At 67.9% G+C, this 17,039-nt stretch carries 16 protein-coding genes; 7 read left to right on the forward strand and 9 right to left on the reverse strand.

The window, feature by feature from the left end:
- Positions 1–2: 2 nt before the first annotated feature.
- Positions 3–671, reverse strand: a complete 669-nt coding sequence (locus ACFYTQ_RS01275) for an endonuclease V (RefSeq protein ID WP_387356048.1) — start codon at positions 669–671, stop codon at positions 3–5.
- Positions 672–864: 193 nt separating this feature from the next.
- Between ACFYTQ_RS01275 and ACFYTQ_RS01280 the strand changes: the two genes are divergently transcribed.
- Positions 865–1,392 carry a hypothetical protein gene (locus ACFYTQ_RS01280; protein WP_387356050.1) on the forward strand — a complete coding sequence of 176 codons (528 nt, stop codon included), beginning with the start codon at positions 865–867 and terminating at the stop codon, positions 1,390–1,392.
- 6 nt (positions 1,393–1,398) lie between these two features.
- On the opposite strand, the gene ACFYTQ_RS01285 is transcribed toward ACFYTQ_RS01280, so the two are convergent.
- From ACFYTQ_RS01285 to ACFYTQ_RS01300, 4 genes are read right to left on the reverse strand one after another with little or no spacing between them, the layout of a single operon-like run.
- On the reverse strand, positions 1,399–2,169 hold the full coding sequence (locus ACFYTQ_RS01285) for an ESX secretion-associated protein EspG (protein ID WP_387356051.1): 771 nt from the start codon (positions 2,167–2,169) through the stop codon (positions 1,399–1,401).
- Entirely contained in the window at positions 2,162–3,493 is a 1,332-nt protein-coding gene (locus ACFYTQ_RS01290) for a hypothetical protein (protein WP_387356052.1), read from the reverse strand. The genes ACFYTQ_RS01285 and ACFYTQ_RS01290 overlap by 8 nt, the downstream gene beginning before the upstream one ends.
- Positions 3,490–3,870, reverse strand: coding sequence for a hypothetical protein (locus ACFYTQ_RS01295; RefSeq protein ID WP_387356053.1), 381 nt, complete (start codon positions 3,868–3,870; stop codon positions 3,490–3,492). The genes ACFYTQ_RS01290 and ACFYTQ_RS01295 overlap by 4 nt, the downstream gene beginning before the upstream one ends.
- Positions 3,871–3,880: 10 nt before the next feature.
- Positions 3,881–4,423, reverse strand: coding sequence for a DUF3558 domain-containing protein (locus tag ACFYTQ_RS01300; protein ID WP_387356054.1), 543 nt, complete (start codon positions 4,421–4,423; stop codon positions 3,881–3,883).
- Between the two features lie 219 nt (positions 4,424–4,642).
- On the opposite strand from ACFYTQ_RS01300, the gene ispG reads away from it, so the two are divergent.
- The 3 genes from ispG (at position 4,643) to ACFYTQ_RS01315 (ending at position 8,579) form a co-directional block, all read left to right on the forward strand.
- Positions 4,643–5,776, forward strand: a complete 1,134-nt coding sequence (ispG, locus tag ACFYTQ_RS01305; RefSeq protein ID WP_387356971.1) for a flavodoxin-dependent (E)-4-hydroxy-3-methylbut-2-enyl-diphosphate synthase — start codon at positions 4,643–4,645, stop codon at positions 5,774–5,776.
- A 54-nt stretch (positions 5,777–5,830) separates the two neighbouring features.
- Positions 5,831–6,694, forward strand: a complete 864-nt coding sequence (locus tag ACFYTQ_RS01310) for a GNAT family N-acetyltransferase (protein WP_387356055.1) — start codon at positions 5,831–5,833, stop codon at positions 6,692–6,694.
- 127 nt (positions 6,695–6,821) lie between these two features.
- Positions 6,822–8,579 carry a penicillin-binding transpeptidase domain-containing protein gene (locus ACFYTQ_RS01315; protein WP_387356973.1) on the forward strand — a complete coding sequence of 586 codons (1,758 nt, stop codon included), beginning with the start codon at positions 6,822–6,824 and terminating at the stop codon, positions 8,577–8,579.
- Positions 8,580–8,939: 360 nt separating this feature from the next.
- On the opposite strand, the gene ACFYTQ_RS01320 is transcribed toward ACFYTQ_RS01315, so the two are convergent.
- Positions 8,940–9,461, reverse strand: coding sequence for a peroxynitrite isomerase (locus ACFYTQ_RS01320; protein WP_387356056.1), 522 nt, complete (start codon positions 9,459–9,461; stop codon positions 8,940–8,942).
- A 131-nt stretch (positions 9,462–9,592) separates the two neighbouring features.
- Here ACFYTQ_RS01320 and ACFYTQ_RS01325 point away from each other — a divergent pair, with 131 nt between their 5' ends.
- Together ACFYTQ_RS01325 and ACFYTQ_RS01330 are read left to right on the forward strand one after the other, a co-directional pair.
- A complete protein-coding gene (locus tag ACFYTQ_RS01325; protein WP_387356058.1) occupies positions 9,593–10,396 on the forward strand; it encodes an ABC transporter permease in 804 nt (267 codons plus the stop codon).
- Entirely contained in the window at positions 10,393–11,202 is an 810-nt protein-coding gene (locus ACFYTQ_RS01330) for an ABC transporter permease (protein WP_387356060.1), read from the forward strand. Before ACFYTQ_RS01325 ends, ACFYTQ_RS01330 begins: the two co-directional genes overlap by 4 nt.
- A 57-nt stretch (positions 11,203–11,259) precedes the next feature.
- On the opposite strand, the gene ACFYTQ_RS01335 is transcribed toward ACFYTQ_RS01330, so the two are convergent.
- Positions 11,260–12,123 carry a helix-turn-helix domain-containing protein gene (locus ACFYTQ_RS01335; RefSeq protein WP_387356062.1) on the reverse strand — a complete coding sequence of 288 codons (864 nt, stop codon included), beginning with the start codon at positions 12,121–12,123 and terminating at the stop codon, positions 11,260–11,262.
- 511 nt (positions 12,124–12,634) lie between these two features.
- Here ACFYTQ_RS01335 and ACFYTQ_RS01340 point away from each other — a divergent pair.
- Complete coding sequence (locus tag ACFYTQ_RS01340) at positions 12,635–13,462, forward strand: alpha/beta fold hydrolase (RefSeq protein WP_387356064.1); 828 nt, start codon at positions 12,635–12,637, stop codon at positions 13,460–13,462.
- 2 nt (positions 13,463–13,464) lie between these two features.
- Here ACFYTQ_RS01340 and ACFYTQ_RS01345 read toward each other — a convergent pair whose 3' ends face one another.
- Together ACFYTQ_RS01345 and ACFYTQ_RS01350 are read right to left on the reverse strand one after the other, a co-directional pair.
- A complete protein-coding gene (locus ACFYTQ_RS01345) occupies positions 13,465–14,196 on the reverse strand; it encodes a MarR family winged helix-turn-helix transcriptional regulator (protein WP_387356066.1) in 732 nt (243 codons plus the stop codon).
- Positions 14,197–14,251: 55 nt separating this feature from the next.
- Positions 14,252–16,825 carry an MFS transporter gene (locus ACFYTQ_RS01350; RefSeq protein ID WP_387356975.1) on the reverse strand — a complete coding sequence of 858 codons (2,574 nt, stop codon included), beginning with the start codon at positions 16,823–16,825 and terminating at the stop codon, positions 14,252–14,254.
- Positions 16,826–17,039: the final 214 nt, after the last annotated feature.

Genomic DNA, 17,039 nt, shown 5'->3' on the forward strand with positions numbered 1-17,039 from the left:
AATCACCCCTGCCGCAACAACTCCCGGCACAACCGATCCGCACGCCGCGTGGTCTCCGGCTGCCGATACCGAGGAGTCAACCCGAGCACCGCCGCACAGGCGGTGTCCAGGTCGATCCGATGCCCAACCGACACGAACACGGGCTTCACCCCCGCCCGCGTCCGCAACGCCCGCCCGACCACCTCGTTCTCCACAACGACATCACCGGTCGCGCCCCGCTTCGCCCCGGGCTCGGTGTACTCACCCCACACGGTCTTGGCGACCCCAACGGTCGGCAGCCCGGTCAGCACACCGACATGACAGGCCAGCCCGAACCGCCGCGGATGAGCGACGCCCTGCCCGTCGCAGATCAGCAGATCCGGTGTGCTACCGAGCTTTTCGAGCGCCGCGACGGTGACCGGCAACTCCCGGAACGCCAACAACCCCGGTACATAGGGAAACTCGACCCGCCCCCGCGCCGTGGCCGTATCGACGACCTCGAACGTCTCGGCGTCCAAGACGACCACGGCCGCAACCGCATTCCCGTCCTCGTCGTACGCCGAGTCGAGTCCGGCCACGGTACGGAACCGCTGCGGGCCGCCTCGAACCTCGACCAGCCCGCGCAACCGATCCTGCACCGCCACAGCCGCGTCGACATCCGTCGGCAGCTCCACTTCCCGTGCGAGTCGCATTCCCGCACGGTACCGGGCTGCTCGGCCCATGTTGACAGATCGGTCAGGTTATCTGACAATCTAAGTCAGAGAAGCTGACTACTTCACCGGCGACCAACGCGACTCGCACGCAGTGGTCTCATGCATTGATCTGGGGGTAATTCTCTTGTCGCGCAAATTGATTCACCGCGTCGTGGGCGTCTTAGCGGCCGTCGTGACGATACTGACCGTCCCGGCAGCGACCGGCCTCGCCACACCCGGTCATCCCACGAGACGCCACTGCCCGTTCGAGCCGACCAATCTGATCGCGACCCGCTGGTACCTGCTCGACGCGGCCGACGGCGAACTGGGCTGCCCGATCACGGGCGAGCTTGTGCCCGACCACATTCCGCCCGGCTTCCCACCGGGCATGGGCGAAGCGCTCCGCCAGGAGAGCAGGCATCAGGTGTTCGAACACGGCGACATCGTCTGGTCGCCCCATCAAGGCGGCGAGATGACCGTCGCGGTGGTCACCGGCAACGGGGGCGGCGTCTACGTCGAATGGGGCCCGTCGACCCCGTTCTCCTACGATCGCTTCATCGTGAGCGTCGACGGCAGCCAGAACAATACCCCGGGCGGATTGGGCGGCTCGACCAGCCGTTCCGCCGGTCCGGGCATTCATCTGGTAACCGTCGAAGGCTGCGACGGCCACTCGACCTGCCGCCAGGGCTGGACGGTCCCGGCGGAGGTCCGGGTGCCCTGACCCTCCTCACCGCGAGCGCAGGTACTCCTCGTGCTCGCGGTCCTCGGCGTAATAGCGCTGGGTGAGCGTAGCGAGGCGGTGGATCTCGGCCGACATGCGCTGCGCGTCAAGGGGTTTGGCGATGATGGGGTCGCCGGTCTTCACATAGTAGCGGCCGTCCTCGTAGTCCATCCACCAGAAGGATCGGCCCGGGGTGGGGCGGGAGTCGACGGCACCGCCCGCGAGAACGGTGACCTCGCCGAGGCCGAGGCGCTCGCGCTTGAAGACGCGGTTCAGGCGCTCGATCGCGCTGTGCGACACGGCGATCGGGCGGTCGCGGTCGGCGGCGATCTCCTCGCGCCGGACCTCGAGCGGCGGCTTCGCACCGGGCCCGCACGGCGGCAGAGCGGCGACGGCACGCTGCGGGACGTGCGCCGAATCCCCATATGTCACAACGACATCCGAACCGATGTCCTCGCTGGGACCGGGCAGCTGAGTCAACGAAGCGCCCTCGCCGCCGCGCAACACTCCGTGGAACCGAATCACCTCCGACAGCCCCGCACCGGTGAACCCCTTCATCTCCACCCGCACCTCAGGTTCGAGCAACGCCCCGATCGCCCGCGGCAACTCCTCGCTGTACTTCCCCAGCAACCCCGCCACGGCCTCCTCCCGCCGCCGCTTCAACTCCTCGAACTCCACATCCTCCGGCCGAAACCGCAACGGATACGGCAACCGATCCCGACCGTAAGCGGCCCAGAGGATTTCGAACTCCTGCCCACTGAACCGCCAACTAAGCACTGTCGTAATCCCCACCGATCACCGGAGGCACAGCCTTCCGATACTCCCCGATCAACTCCTCCCCATGCTCCTTGGTGATCAAATAATCCGGCGTCCCCTTCTCCCGCTCATCCTCCTTCTTCCCATGCGCCCCCGGCGCCCCCATCCCCGGAATCCCCATACCCTGCTGCCCCGCGATCCCCGCCCGAGCCGCCGCGGGGGTCCCATTCGCCCCCAACGGCCCACCGGGAACACTGCGCCCAGGCGCATTCGCGGATGTCCCACCCCCTGATCCACCACCCCTACCTCCCGGCCCGGACCCGATCCGCCCGAACCCGCCCCCGCTCGTCCCGCCGGACCCACCGCCCGCGGACGGCCCACTCAAACCAGCTGGGCTGGTACTGGTTCCGCCCCGAGAGTCCGTGGTACTTCCGGGCGTAGCCGAATCCGACCCGACAGAACTCGGCGCGGTACTCGCAGGCTGAGTCCCTTGCTCCGCCCCACCCCCGGCTGTCCCGCCACCTTGATCCTTCGATTCCTCGGGACCGCCACCACCCCCGGACGCCGGACCACCGTCATTCCCGGTCCCACCACCGGTTCCGCCATTGCCCCCACCGCTGTCATTGCCCCCACCGCCACCGGAATTGCCGGGGCCGACGAAATCGGTGCCGGGAACGACGGGTCCATCGGTGATCTTGGGTGGTGTCGGGAGGACGGGGACGCCTTTATCGGTCTGTACGACCACCTGGCCATACACCGTGCGAAGAATTCGGCGGGCTTCCTCGGTCTGCTCCTCGTTGTTGTAGTCGTCCGTCTTCATGACGCCGTCTTTGGGGAGGGTCTTAGTGCGCACATCGGGACGTTCGGTGATGCCGGGGAACAGGGCTTGGGTCTGTTCGAGTCCGGTGTGGGCCTCGGCCAGTTTCAGCCCGATGACCTGAGCGGCCGATACGAGGTCGTGTGACTGAGTGGTGTAGTTGTTGACCGCCGTCGTGGCGGCCGTAGCGGCTTCGCCCGTCCAGCCGGTATGCGCACCATCTCCGCTGACCGTTCGAGCGAAGCTGCTGTTGAACGCGTTCGACGCGGCCATCAAATTCCACCCGATATCACGCCAGCCGTGTGACAGGGCACGCACTTCGTCCGGCCGCATCTCGCTGACCCGCTTGCGCATCTCCTCCAGTGAAAGACCCTCGTAGATCTCGCAATAATTGATCACGGTCGGATCGAAGTCCCCCTGGAAGGTGGAGTCGAACGTTCGTGTCTCGCCATAGATTCGTTCCCGCTCCTGGTTCCATTGTTCCTGAGCGGCGATGATGCGGCGCTGGTAGTCGTCGTACGAACTCATGACGCACCGTCCGTACGATGATACTGGTCGGCGTTCTGCTGGTCCTGCTCGACGAAGTTCGAGACAGCCTTGGCCACAACCTCTTTGGCGGTCTTCACCACGTCGATGTGCTGTTGCAGAATCGCGACGAGTGACTTGTCGCTACCGAAGGCTTTCGTTTTGAACTTCTTCTCCAGATCCACACCCGACTGGAACGTGCCGAAACCTCCCAGGAAGCGAAAGCGGTCCGCGGCGCGAGCGAGCGCGTCCAGGCGATCCAGGTAGTCGTCGCAGACCTTGTCGAGACCCTTACCGATCTCCGGATCGAGCGTGAGCTTTCCAGAGTTGGCTTGTCCCAGCAGGTTTCGCCAAGCGGCGGGATCAACCCCCTCTATCACGATCCCCTCCTCAACTTCCGGGTAAATACTTGACCAGGTTCTCCGCGTGATGCCGAACCTCGACGCATGGGTCCCCCTGCTTGCCTACCGAATAACGAGTCTGCGCCTCGTAGGTGACACTGCCCTGGCGGAGACCAACCGCCAGGAAGCAGTACAGCCGGTCCGGATCGTCCTTCCACGAGAACTGGACCGCATCGAGGGAGCCCACCTTGGTCGGAGTGAGGCCCTCGAAGTCCGTTCGGTTTCGGATGTCCTGGAGGGATTTGTCGGTCGAGTAGACCGTGAGGTCGTACCACTTGGCGTCGGAGCGCCAGCCGCACGTCTTGGACCCGGGGAATTGATTTCCGAGAACTCCCGATTCCTTGGTGGCGGGATCGAGACCGGTCCCGGTGAGCGCCGACTCCGGTAGCGTGCACGGGTCCCACAGGCCCGCGGCCCTGTCCGTCGTCGTAGCGGCCGAACTGGTCCCGCTCGTCGGAGTGCCCTGTCCGGATGAATCATCCTGACACCCTCCCACCAGCACCAACGCCCCCAAAACCAATCCCAGCGCCACCCAACGCCCCGCCATAACGCGTCCCCTTCCCGAGAACCCCACCGTCCGCCAGCACATTACCGCCCACCACCTTGGACGCACCCCGCCCCAACCAGGTTCCCGTGTCGCCCCACTCACACGCCGCGCCCTCCCCACCCCCCACTAGACTCGGCAACGAACAGGCAGCACGCAGACGAAAGCGAAAGTAGGCAGCCGAACGTGAGTGCCATTGCATTGGGGATGCCGTCCGCGCCGGCGGCGGTCCTCGCACCTCGGCGCAAGACACGTCAGTTGATGGTGGGCAAGGTCGGGGTCGGGAGCGACTTCCCGGTGTCGGTGCAGTCGATGACCACGACTCGGACCCACGATGTGAATTCGACTCTCCAGCAGATCGCGGAGTTGACCGCGTCGGGCTGTGACATCGTGCGGGTGGCGTGCCCACGGCAGGAGGACGCCGACGCGCTGGCCGCGATCGTGACCAAATCGCCGATTCCGGTGATCGCCGACATTCACTTCCAGCCGCGCTACATCTTCGCCGCGATCGACGCGGGATGTGCTGCGGTGCGGGTCAATCCGGGCAACATCAAGGAATTCGACGGCCGCGTCAAGGAGGTCGCGCAGGCGGCCGCGGCGGCGAACACCCCCATCCGCATCGGCGTCAACGCCGGTTCGCTGGACAAGCGGATGATGGAGAAGTACGGCAAGGCCACCCCCGAGGCGCTGGTGGAGTCCGCGCTGTGGGAGGCGAGCCTGTTCGAGGAGCACGGCTTCGGCGACATCAAGATCTCGGTCAAGCACAACGACCCGGTCGTCATGGTCGAGGCGTACCGGCAGCTCGCCGCGCGCTGCGACTACCCGCTGCACCTGGGCGTCACCGAGGCCGGTCCCGCCTTCCAGGGCACGATCAAATCGGCCGTCGCGTTCGGCGCGCTGCTGAGCGAGGGCATCGGCGACACCATCCGGGTCTCGCTGTCCGCCCCGCCGGTCGAAGAGGTCAAGGTCGGCAACCAGATCCTGCAATCGCTGAACCTGCGCCCGCGCAAGCTCGAGATCGTGTCCTGCCCGTCGTGCGGCCGCGCCCAGGTCGACGTGTACACCCTCGCCAACGAGGTCACCGCCGGACTCGAAGGTATGGAGGTGCCGCTGCGGGTCGCGGTCATGGGCTGTGTGGTCAACGGTCCGGGCGAGGCCCGCGAGGCCGACCTCGGCGTGGCCTCCGGCAACGGCAAGGGCCAGATCTTCGTCAAGGGCGAGGTCATTAAGACCGTGCCCGAGCACCTGATCGTGGAAACCCTCATCGAGGAGGCACTGCGCTTGGCCGAGGGGATGAACGACGACGCGGGAACCGGTGAACCGGTCGTCACGGTCGGGTAGACCGCAGCCGACCAAAAACCAGCACGTTCGCCTTCTTCGTGGCAGGCTGTGAACGTGCGGAGTGTGCTGGAGCCGAGCCGCCGGACCCGCGGTTCCGGAGCCCGTCAGCTTGCGAGTCGCGATCTGCCCCAGGTGCTGCGAATCCTCGACAGCGACCCGGTGGCCAGCTGCATGGTCGCCGCGCGGCTGCAGGAGTATGGATTGGACGCGCGCGGCGGCTACGGCGAGCTGTGGAGTCGTGGCGGCCCGTCGGCGTCACTGTGCTTCTCCGGCGCGAATCTGGTTCCGCTGCGCGGCGGCGCCGATGATCTGAAGGCGTTCGCCGAGCGCGCGGTGCGCTGGCCCCGGCTGTGCTCGTCGGTGGTCGGCCGCCAGGAACTCGCGCTGCCGCTGTGGGAGATGCTCGCCGATCAGTGGGGTCCGGCCCGCGAACTGCGCGCCGAGCAACCGCTGCTCGCGCTCGAGGGACCCGCCCTCGCGCCCGCCGACCCGAAGGTCCGCCGCGTGCGCCCCGACGAGCTGGACCGCTACCTGGTCGCCGCCGTCGCGATGTTCACCGAGGAGATCGGCGTCGACCCGCGCGCCGGAGACGGCGGTCGCGGCTATCGCCGCCGGGTGTCGAGCCTCATCCAATCCGGCCGCGCCTGGGCACGTTTCGAGGACGGTCAGGTCGTGTACAAGGCCGAGGTCGGCGCGCAGTCCCGCCGCACCGGCCAGATCCAGGGCGTCTGGGTGCATCCCGAGTGGCGCGGCCACGGCCTCGGCTCGTCGGGCACGGCCGCGGTCGCGAATACCGTTGTCGCCTCGGGCCGCACGGCCAGCCTCTACGTCAACTCCTTCAACGACGCCGCCCGCCGCGCCTACGCCAAGGTCGGTTTCCGCCAGGTCGCGACCTTCGCCACCGTTCTGGTCGACTGAGCCGAGTGTCGCCCGGTCCCGCCCCCACCGCACTGACTACCATTTGCGCGTGCCAGATCGAGCCACGCGGACGGGGGAGAGCCGCCCCGCCAGGGTAGGGGAATCGCTCCTCGGCGCATGTCTCGCCGTGCCGACCGCGATCGCGCTGGTCGTCGGGCTCGGCGGCTGTTCGGTGACGCCCTCGGGTCCGCTGCCCGTGGCGGAGACCTTCGTCGGGGCGTTCGCCCGCAAGGACGTGCGGGCCGCCGCGGAAGTCACCAACCAGCCCGAGAAGGCCGGGGCCGCACTGGGTTCGGCGTGGGAGAAGTTGCAGGCCGAACAGATGACCGGCCATGTGGGGGCGGCGCAGGTGAACGGCGACACCGCGACCGTGGACTACACCTACGAGTGGCGACTGCCGAAGAACCGAACCTGGACCTACACCGGCCAATTGCAGATGGGCCGCAGCGAGGGCCGCTGGCAGGTGCGCTGGACCGCCGCGGAGATCCACCCCAAACTCGGCAACACCCAGACCATGGAACTGCGCGCCCTGCCCGCCCCCCGCGCCCGGGTGAACGAGCGGGCGGGCAGCGACGTCCTGGTTCCCGGTGTGCGACACGAGATCTCGTTCACCCCCGCGGCCGCCTCCGACCCCGCCGGGCTCGCCGCGCAGCTGTCGGAGGCGCTCATCCGCTTCGACCACAAACTCACCCCCGAGGCCCTCCTCGATCCCGCGCACGCCAATCCCGTTGCCGCCCTGACGGATTGGGAGTTCGAGCAACTGAACCCCGACCTGCTGAACCAGCCGGGCGTCCGCGAGGAGCGACAGTGGGATCTCGTCGCCAGCGACCGCGCCTTCGCCCCCGATCTCATGTCGCACATCCGCAAGACGGTCATCGACGAGGTCGACGGCAAGGCGGGCTGGAACGTGGTCACGGTCAACGCCAACGGCGTCGACACCGACGTGCTGAAAGAGGTTGCGCCGCAACCGGCCCCGTCGTTCTCGCTGAGCATCGACCGCACGGTGCAGAACGCCGCGCAGAAGGCCGTCGACGGCCGCGCCGAACAAACCGTCATGGTCGTGCTGCAACCCTCCACGGGCGCGCTGCTCGCCATCGCCCAGAACAAGGCCGCCGACGCCGACGGCCCGGTCGCCACCTCCGGCCTCTACCCGCCCGGCTCGATCTTCAAGACCGTGACCGCCGCCGCCGCGATGACCGCCGGGGTCGCCACCCCCGACACCGTGCTGCCCTGCCCGAGCACGATCGTCATCGGCGACCGCACCATCCCCAACTACAACCTCTTCACCATCGGCGACGCCCCGATGTCCCAGGCGTACGAGCGGTCCTGCAACACCGCCTTCGCCGAGCTGGCCAGCCGCCTGAAACCGGACGCGCTCACCGACGCCGCCGCCCGGCTCGGCGTGGGCCCCGACTACACCATCGCCGGGCTGACCACGGTGTCGGGTTCGGTGCCCGCCGCCGGCGAACTCGTCCTGCGCACCGAGAACGGCATCGGCCAGGGCAAGGTGCTGGTCAGCCCGTTCGGCATGGCCCTGGTCGCCGCGACGGTCGCGCACGGCTCGGCGCCGACGCCGTATCTGATCGCGAATCATCCGACCACCGTGAACGGGGAGCGGCCCGCCCTGCCGCCGACGGTGGTGGACGGGCTGCGCTCGATGATGCGCAAGGTCGTCACGGGCGGCACCGCCGAACGGATCGCCGATCAGGGCGAGGTCTACGGCAAGACCGGCGAGGCCGAGGTGGACGGCGGGTCGCACTCGTGGTTCATCGGCTATCGCGGCGATCTGGCCTGGGCGACGCTGGTCGTGCGCGGCGGGAGCTCCGACAACGCGGTGGCGGTCACGCGCGACATGCTGGCGGCCCTGCCGCCGGGTACGGCCTGACGAAAACGGCCGGGTGCCCGAAGACACCCGGCCGCCCGCGCGGACAGCCGCCGATCATCGGGATGAACGCGTCCCGTCGGCGGCCGCCGAATGAGATTGAGGTACAGGGCCGGACATCTCCGCGGAGGAGGGGTCTCCGATCAACTCGACGACGCCGGCGCCGGCCAGGATCATGCCCACGGTCAAGAGGGCCAATGTCGAACGCTTCATGGTCTTCTCCCTTGTGGGTGAGTGAGATCGAAGGCTCGAACGAAACGATTCGCCGACTGTTCGCCGACGTGGAAAACGGTAGTCCCCGGGCGCGGAAGGATTCAACCCCTAATCTTTCCAGGTGGACATTCCGGGCATGTCCGGCGGGGTTCAGCGGTCCTGTTCGCTGCGCCGCAGGCTCGCCGCCAGATGATGCTGCTCGGGCTGCCCGACGGCCGCCATCCGCAGCGTGTAGTCGATCGTGTCGCCCGACAGGTGGATCGAACGGCCCAGTGCGGTAACCAGTTTCGCGGTCGCGCTGCACCCGAGATGCGTGGAGCCCAGCTCCATGCGCAGCCCGCCGTTCGCGACGTCGAGGGTGCCCTCGCAGATCTCGGTGATCCCGGTCGGATGCGCCAGGATCAGTTCGATGCGATCGGGTCCCGCGCAGCGCAGGTAGCCGGTCTCGGCGTGCAGCGAGCGGCCGTCCCCGGCGTGCCGCGTGCGTTGCCGGTAGGTGAGGAAGGGACGCCCGACGTGCCCGAAGTGGATTTCCTCGTGGTAGTCGAACGATTCGATGGTCGGGTACTCGCCGTGCCCGGAGCCGCGCCACGTGCCCAGCAGGGGGGCGAGATGAGCGATATCGGGGTGGGGCGCGACGGGGGGTTGGGCTTCGAGCACGGCGGACAGCATAGTGGGCGGTCGGGCCCATGGTGCGTCGGCGACGCGCCGAGCGCCCGCATTCCGGGCAGGGGGACTTGACGGGCTGCATATCCGGCGGTTCTCGCGATGTGTCTGTTGAGATATCGGACAGGGAGGTGACCGTGACGATCGAAGTGCCCCGGCGGCGCGCGCTCGCACAAGGCTGGGTGCTCGCGCTGCGCCTGATCCGGCCGTCGGTGCGCAACGGCGAGGTGATCACGGCGATCCTCGCCCCGACCGTGTTCACGCTGGGCTTCTACGTACCGCTGAATCGGGTGATGACCTTCATCGGATTCGGCCTGAGCAGCTACGCGCAGTTCCTCATGCCGATGATCGTGATGCAGGCCGTGTCGTTCTGCGCGACGGCCGCTGCGGTCCGGGCCGCCAACGACGCCCGCGACGGTCTGGACGCCCGGTTCGCGACCATGCCGATGCCGTCGGTGACCCCGCTGCTCGCGCGTACCGCCGCGACCGCCTACCGCATCGCGCTGTCGCTGGTGACAGCCCTGCTGTGCGGGCACATCATCGGCTTCCGCTTCTACGGAAGCTGGTGGCACACAGCCGGTTTCCTCGGATTCGCCATGCTGGTCGGGGTGATGCTGAGCGTGCTCGGCGATCTGCTGGGCACGCTGTCGAAGAGTCCGGAGGCGACCAGTCAGGCCCTGGTGCTGCCGCAGCTGATCCTCGGCATGGTGTCCACCGGATTCGCCCCCGCGAACCAATTCCCGCACTGGATCCAGGGTTTCGCGCGCGATCAGCCGGTCTCGCAGTTCGTGTTCGCCCTGCGCGCGCTCGCCGGGGACCGTTCGGGCCGGGCGGGCGCGGTGAGCTGGGGCGTGGTCGGGCCGGGGCTCGCGTGGACGATGGTGGGGCTGGTGATCTTCGGCGCGGCCGCGGTGCTGGTGGCCCTGCGGAGGCAGCGATGACGGCCGTCGACCTGCCCGTGGTGCGCACGCGCACCGAGTCCTGGCGGCACGCGCTACCGCAAGCGATCCTCGAGACGCGGCGACTGCTGATCCGCTGGCGGCGCGACCCGCTGACGATGGCGCAGTCCCTGGTGTTCCCGGCGGGCCTGCTGATCGTGCTCAATACCGTGCTGGGACGGCAGATCTCGGCGTTCTCCGGGGTGAGCGCGCTCTACGGTTCGGTGCCGATGGTGACGCTGGTGTCGGCGATGTCCGGCTCCCTGGCCGGGGCGATCACCCTCGGCCGCGAACGCGACGCCGGGCTGCTGGCCCGGATGTGGGTGCTGCCCGTGCATCGGGCCGCGGGTCCGGCGGCGCGGGTGCTCGCCGAGGGTGTGCGCATCCTGGTATGCACGCTGGTGCTGTTCGGCGTGGGCATGCTGCTGGGTTTCCGCTTCCGGCAAGGGTTTCCGGCCGCGGTCGCGCTGGTGTGCGTGCCGGTGGTGTACGGCATCGGCTTCGCGACGCTGGTGACGGCCGTCGCCGTGTACTCCGCCAAATCCGCTCTGGTGGAGGCGATCTCGCTGGGCTCCTCGCTGCTGATGTTCTTCTCGACCGGTTTCGTGCCGCTCACCGCCTACCCGGCATGGGCGAAGCCGATCGTGGCCCATCAGCCGATGAGCCACGCCATCGACGCCATGCGCGGGCTGTCACTGGGCGGCCCGGTGCGCGAACCCCTGCTGGCAACGCTGACCTGGTCACTCGGCGCGATCGTCGTATTCGCGGGTCCGGCGTTCCTCGGCTATCGGCGAGCGAGCCGCCGCTGATCGGCTCAGCCCGATCACTTCAGCCCGTGTGTGACCTTGGTGATCATCTCCGCCGGTTCACTTCAGCCCGTGCGCGACCTCCGTGATCATCTCCGCCGAGTCGCGCGGGCTGAGCGCCATCGCGCGCAGCTGGTCGAACATGACCCCGAAGCGGCGAATCTCGTTGTGGCCCTCCACGATATCGTCGCCCGCGATGCCCTCGACATAGACCAACTCCGGATCGGCGGGATCGGGGAAGTCGAGCACCACGAACGAACCGACCATCGCCGGGTGCGCGCCCGCGCCGAACGGCAACACCTGCAAAATCACATTGCGCTTATCGGACTCCTCGGCGAGCCGCAGCAGCTGTTCACGCATGACATCCGGCCCGCCCACCACGCGCCGAATCGCGGCCTCGTCCAGCACCACCCACAACTCCAGCGGATTCCCATCGCGCACCAGCACTTTCGAACGCTCCACCCGGGCGCGCAACCGCTGCTCGATGACCGACGTCTCCACCTTGGGCATGGCCGTGTCCAGCACCGCCCACGCGTAGCGCTCCGTCTGCAACAGCCCCGGAATGAACGACGTCTGGAACAGCCGCGCCGACAGCGCCTCGGTCTCGAAGTTTATATAGGCCGCGTACACCTCCGACACCGCCGCCTCGAACGGCCGCGACATACCGGGCTTCTGCGCGTCCGACAACAACTGCAACGCGTCCGACCGCGCCGGATCCTCCACGCCGTACAGATCCAGCATCGCCATCAACGTCCGCCGCTGCGGCCGCGCCTGCGCCGTCTCGATCCGATACAACGTGGTCACATTGATCCCGGTCCGCGCGCTGACCACTTCCTTGCTCAGCCCCGCGTGCTCCCGCATCTCGAACAACAGCGCCGCCAACCGCCGCAACCGAACGGTCAACACCGTGCGCTTACCCGCCATAGCGCGAACTCCTCCGCACCTCGACCGTGCCCTCACCCACCATCGCCCAGGCTCCTCCCGATCGCACCGTGCCCCCGTGTGTCATCGCGAGCTCCCACGAGCGCGCCAGGCGTCGGCATACCACCGAAGCTCCTCACGAGGACGCCGGGCGTCGGCATACCATCGTGAGTTCCCCACGGGCGCGCCACCCTCGACGTACCATCGCGAGCTTCCGGCGAGCGCGTCAGCCTCGACGTACCATCGCGAGCTCCCCACGAGCGCAACGGAAGTCGGGTCATGGGGCGAGAGCATACAGCGCACCCGGCGAACACGGCGGCGACCTGCGGGAATTCACCGATTGGGCTGATATGCCCCATCTTTCGTATATTTCCGTTGCCTGCGGGTAGCCATCGTGACCTTTCTGTGCTCCCATCTGGAGATTTCACGGTTACTGTCGGGTCTGGGCGTCTCGTTGCCACGGCCGGGAACCGCACCGGTCGGCGGGCCGTACCCTCCGAAGGAGGCGATCTGCATGCCGGTGTGTTCCACGCGCGACGGAGTCGACATCTACTACAAGGATTGGGGGTCCGGCCGCCCGGTGGTGTTCATCCACGGCTGGCCGCTCAACGCCGACGCCTGGGACGACCAGATGAAATGCGTCGCCGACGCGGGCTACCGCGGCATCGCCCACGACCGCCGCGGCCACGGCCGCTCGGCCCAGCCGTGGGACGGCTACGACTTCGACACCTTCGCCGACGATCTGAACGACCTGCTGACCTCGCTCGACCTCCGCGACGTCACCCTGGTCGCGCACTCGATGGGCGGCGGCGAACTGGCCCGCTACATCGGCCGCCACGGCACCGACCGGATCCGCTCCGCGGTGCTGCTCTCGGCGATCCCGCCGCTCATGGTCCGCCGCGACGACAATCCGGAGGGCGTTCCCGACGAGGTGTTCACCCAGATCAAGGAGGGCATCCTCGCCGAACGCTCGCAGTTCTGGCACGACACCTCCGAGGGCTTCTTCTCCGCCAACCGCCCCGGCACCAAGGCCACCCAGGGCAACCGCGACGCCTTCTGGTTCATGGCCATGCACGAATCCATCCAGGCCGGGGTCAAATGCGTGGACGCCTTCGCCTACACCGACTTCACCGACGACCTGAAGAAGTTCGACATCCCGACCCTGATCGTCCACGGCGACGACGACCAGGTCGTACCGCTCGAGGCCACCGCCCGCCGGGCCGCCCACATCATTCCCGACGCCACATTGACCGTCTACGAGGGCGGCTCCCACGGCATCGCCCTGGTGCCCGGCGACAAGGAGCGCTTCAACGGGGACCTGCTGACGTTCCTGCGGGACTGAGCTCAGATCTCCAGCCGCGCAATGATTTCCGCGAGGGTGCCGACGAGGGCCGCGCGCTCGTCGGCACCGAGCTCGTCCAACACCGAAGCGAACTGCCGAACCCGAGCTGAGGTATACCCGTTCACCAGTGCGAACGCCTCCTCGGTCGCCGTGAGCACCTGAGCCCGCCCATCACCAGGATCGGCCGCACGACGCACGTACCCGAGCTTCGCCAGCCCGGACACGATCCGCGACATAGTCGGCGCCGTCACGTGCTCGGCGGCAGCAAGATCCCCGAGCCGCATCGGCCCCCCGGTCACCAAAGTCCCCAACGCCGAGGTAGCCCCATGCCCGAGCGCCCCCGCATCCCCACTCCGTCGCAACAACCGCACCACCCGATCAAGCGCAACCAACGCCTCCGCCGCCTCAACCAGCGACTCACTCACTCCGGCAACACTTTTGGTGACGGCCCTGTCCGGCGTCCCGCCCACTCCGGGAACCATGGTGGCCTCGTCCAGCGTCTCGCTCACTTGAGAGACACCTTCGGTGTTGGACCCGTCCAGCATCTCGCTCACTCCGGTAGCTCTCTTGGTGGGGGTTCTGTCCAGCGACTCACTCTCCCCGAGGGCGCTTTCGGTGGCGGTGTCGTGCGGCGTCTCATTCACTCTGCCAGCACTTCTGGTGGCGGTCTCGACCAGCGACTGATTCACTCCGACAGCACCTCTGTCGGCGGCCTCGACCAGCGACTCGCTCACCCCGGCAACACCTTTGGTGCCGGGGTGGCGATCCGTGTGCGGAAACACGCACGGCTCATTCGGCGCGGAACCCGCTGCGCACCGAGTGGTCCCGTTCGACGGCGTGCCCGTTCGTGCCGTTGGACGGCTGGTCGAACCCGAGGTGCACATCGTGCTCGACCGCGCCGCCGTTGACGGCCACCCGGGTCGTCACCGGGGGATAGCCCCGCGCGATCACCGTGTAGTCGCCCTCGGGCAGATCGGTCACCGTGTATCGGCCCTCGTCGTCGGTCCGTGCGGTCCCCAGGACCGTGCCGCCCTCATCGCGGACGGTGACCTGGGCATCGGGCACCGGGCGCCCGTCGGCGCGGACCGAACCGGTCAGCATCGCCAGCGGCGCCAGCTCGATGTCGTGCTCGAGCACTCCGCTGTCGGGGACGGTGAGCATGGTCGCGGTCGGCCGCATGCGCTCGGCGATGACGACCAGGGTGTAGGTCCCCGAGACCACGCCCGGGCAGACGTAACTCCCGTCGCCATCGGAGACCGCCGCACCGACGACCTCCCCGCGCATATCGGTCAGCGTGACCGTGGCGCCCGCGACGGGCCGTCCCTTGGCGGACAGCACCCGGCCGGTCAGCTCGCCCGAACCCTGCAAGGTGACATCCAACCGCTGCGGCTGCCCATCGATGCCGACGGTCACCGCCGCGGGCTGATGTCCGCCCGCCGACACGATGAGCACGTAGCTCCCGGGCGCGGGCGGCTCGATGACATAGCCGCCGTCCCGATCACCGGAGGCACGCGAAACCTGATGTCCCCGTTGATCGATGAGCGTCAGCGCCACACCGGCCACCGGATGGCCGTCGGCCCGCCGCACCTGACCGCTGATCGTGCGCCCGTCCGCGAGCGGCGCCCGTACCGGCGCGGGCCGGACCGCGGTCGCGACGGCGTGACGGCCGTTCGAGCCGTTGTCGGCGGCCAACGCCGCGGTGGCGTCGCCGTCGGTCAGGAGTCCCTCGCGGGCGGCCTCGGCCACCTCGGCGGTCTCGTGCTCGACGTAGTTGTCGCCGCGTGCGAACCACGACGCGATCGAACCCAGCAGCATCATCACCGCGGCCGTCAGGAACACCGCGATCAGACCGGAGTGGAACGGCCCGGAGATCAGATGCGGGAAGAACTCCTGCCCGGTCAGCACATCGGCATGCACGCCCGGCTTGTCCAAAGTGCCGCTGGGACCGAGCAATTCCTTGAACGGGTTGTAGCCCAGGAAGGTCGCGAACAGGCTGCCCACCGGCGGCAGATCGGCGATCTGCGAGGCCACGTCGGCGGGAACGCCCTGCTCGCGCAGCCCGGAGTTCATCGCCCCGGGCAGCGTGCCGGACAGACCGACGATCATCAGCGAGAAGAAGATGCCGATCGACAGCGCCATACCGCCGTTCATCAGCGTCGACCGCATACCCGAGGCCACGCCGCGCTGCGAGGCCGGGACCGCGGACATGACCTCGGCCGTGTTGGGCGAGGTGAAGACGCCCGTGCCGAGCCCGTTTAGCAGGATGACCAGCGCGAACAGCCAGTAGTTGAAGTCCACCGGGATGATCACCAGCAGCACGAACGTCACGGCCGAGACGAACAGGCCGCCCGCCGCGAACTTCCGCCCGCCGTACTTGTCGCTCAGCCAGCCCGAAAGCGGTCCCGCCACAAGGAATCCGATGGTCAGCGGGAGCATGTAGATACCGGCCCACAGCGGCGTCGACTCGTAGTCGTAGCCGTGCAGCGGCAGCCAGATGCCCTGCAACCAGATGATCAGCATGAACTGCATACCGCCGCGGCCGACCGAGGCCATCAGCCCTGCGAAGTTGCCGAGCGCGAACGTCCGATTGCGGAACAGCCCCAGATTGAACATGGGCTGAGGTGTCTTGGCCTCGATCACGCAGAAGATCACCAGCAGGGCGATGCCGCCGATGACCGCGGCCAGCACCCACGGATTGGTCCAGCCGGTCTTCGAATCACCGTGCGGCTGAATGCCGTACGTGATGCCGGTCAGCAGCGCGGTCAGACCGAGCGCGAAGGTGATCGTGCCCGGCAGATCCAGTGACCCCGGGGTGCGCACCCCGTTGTCGTGCAGCGAGCGGTAGGACCAGATGGTCCCGACGATGCCGAACGGCACGCTCACCCAAAACACGGCCTTCCAGTCCCATTCGGCGAGCAGACCGCCGATGAGCAGACCCAGGAACGAACCGGCCACGGCCGCAACCTGATTGATGCCCAGCGCGATACCGCGCTGACTGGCCGGGAACGCGTCGGTCAGGATCGCCGCCGAATTCGCCATGAGCATGGCGCCGCCGACGCCTTGGATCACGCGCCAGACGATCAGCCAGAGGGCACCACCTCCCAGATCGAACGGATCGAACGACAACGCGATCGCCGAGAGCGTGAAGACCACGAACCCCGCGTTGTAGATGCGCACCCGCCCGAACATGTCGCCGAGTCGCCCGAACATCACCACCAGCACGGCGGAGGTGAGCAGGAACCCCATGAGCAGCCACAGCAGATAGCTGACATTGCCGGGGGAGAGCGGATCGAGGTGCACACCGCGGAAGATCGCCGGCAACGAGATGATGACGATCGACGAGTTGATGGTGACCATGAGCATGCCGAGCGTCGTGTTCGACAACGCCACCCACTTGTAGTGCGGGTGATCGCGGTCGACGCGGAGCCGGCGGCCGATGGTCCGAACGTCGGAGACGTCCACCTCATCGGCGGATCGAGCGGTAGCCAAGGTAACTCCCTCATCGACGGCAAGTGGATAGGGCCTCCAGTTAATATAGTTGCAAGGGCTAACTAAATAAACCCGGGGGTCTGTGACG

The organism is Nocardia sp. NPDC004068 (genome assembly GCF_042874315.1).
Lineage (GTDB): Bacteria > Actinomycetota > Actinomycetes > Mycobacteriales > Mycobacteriaceae > Nocardia.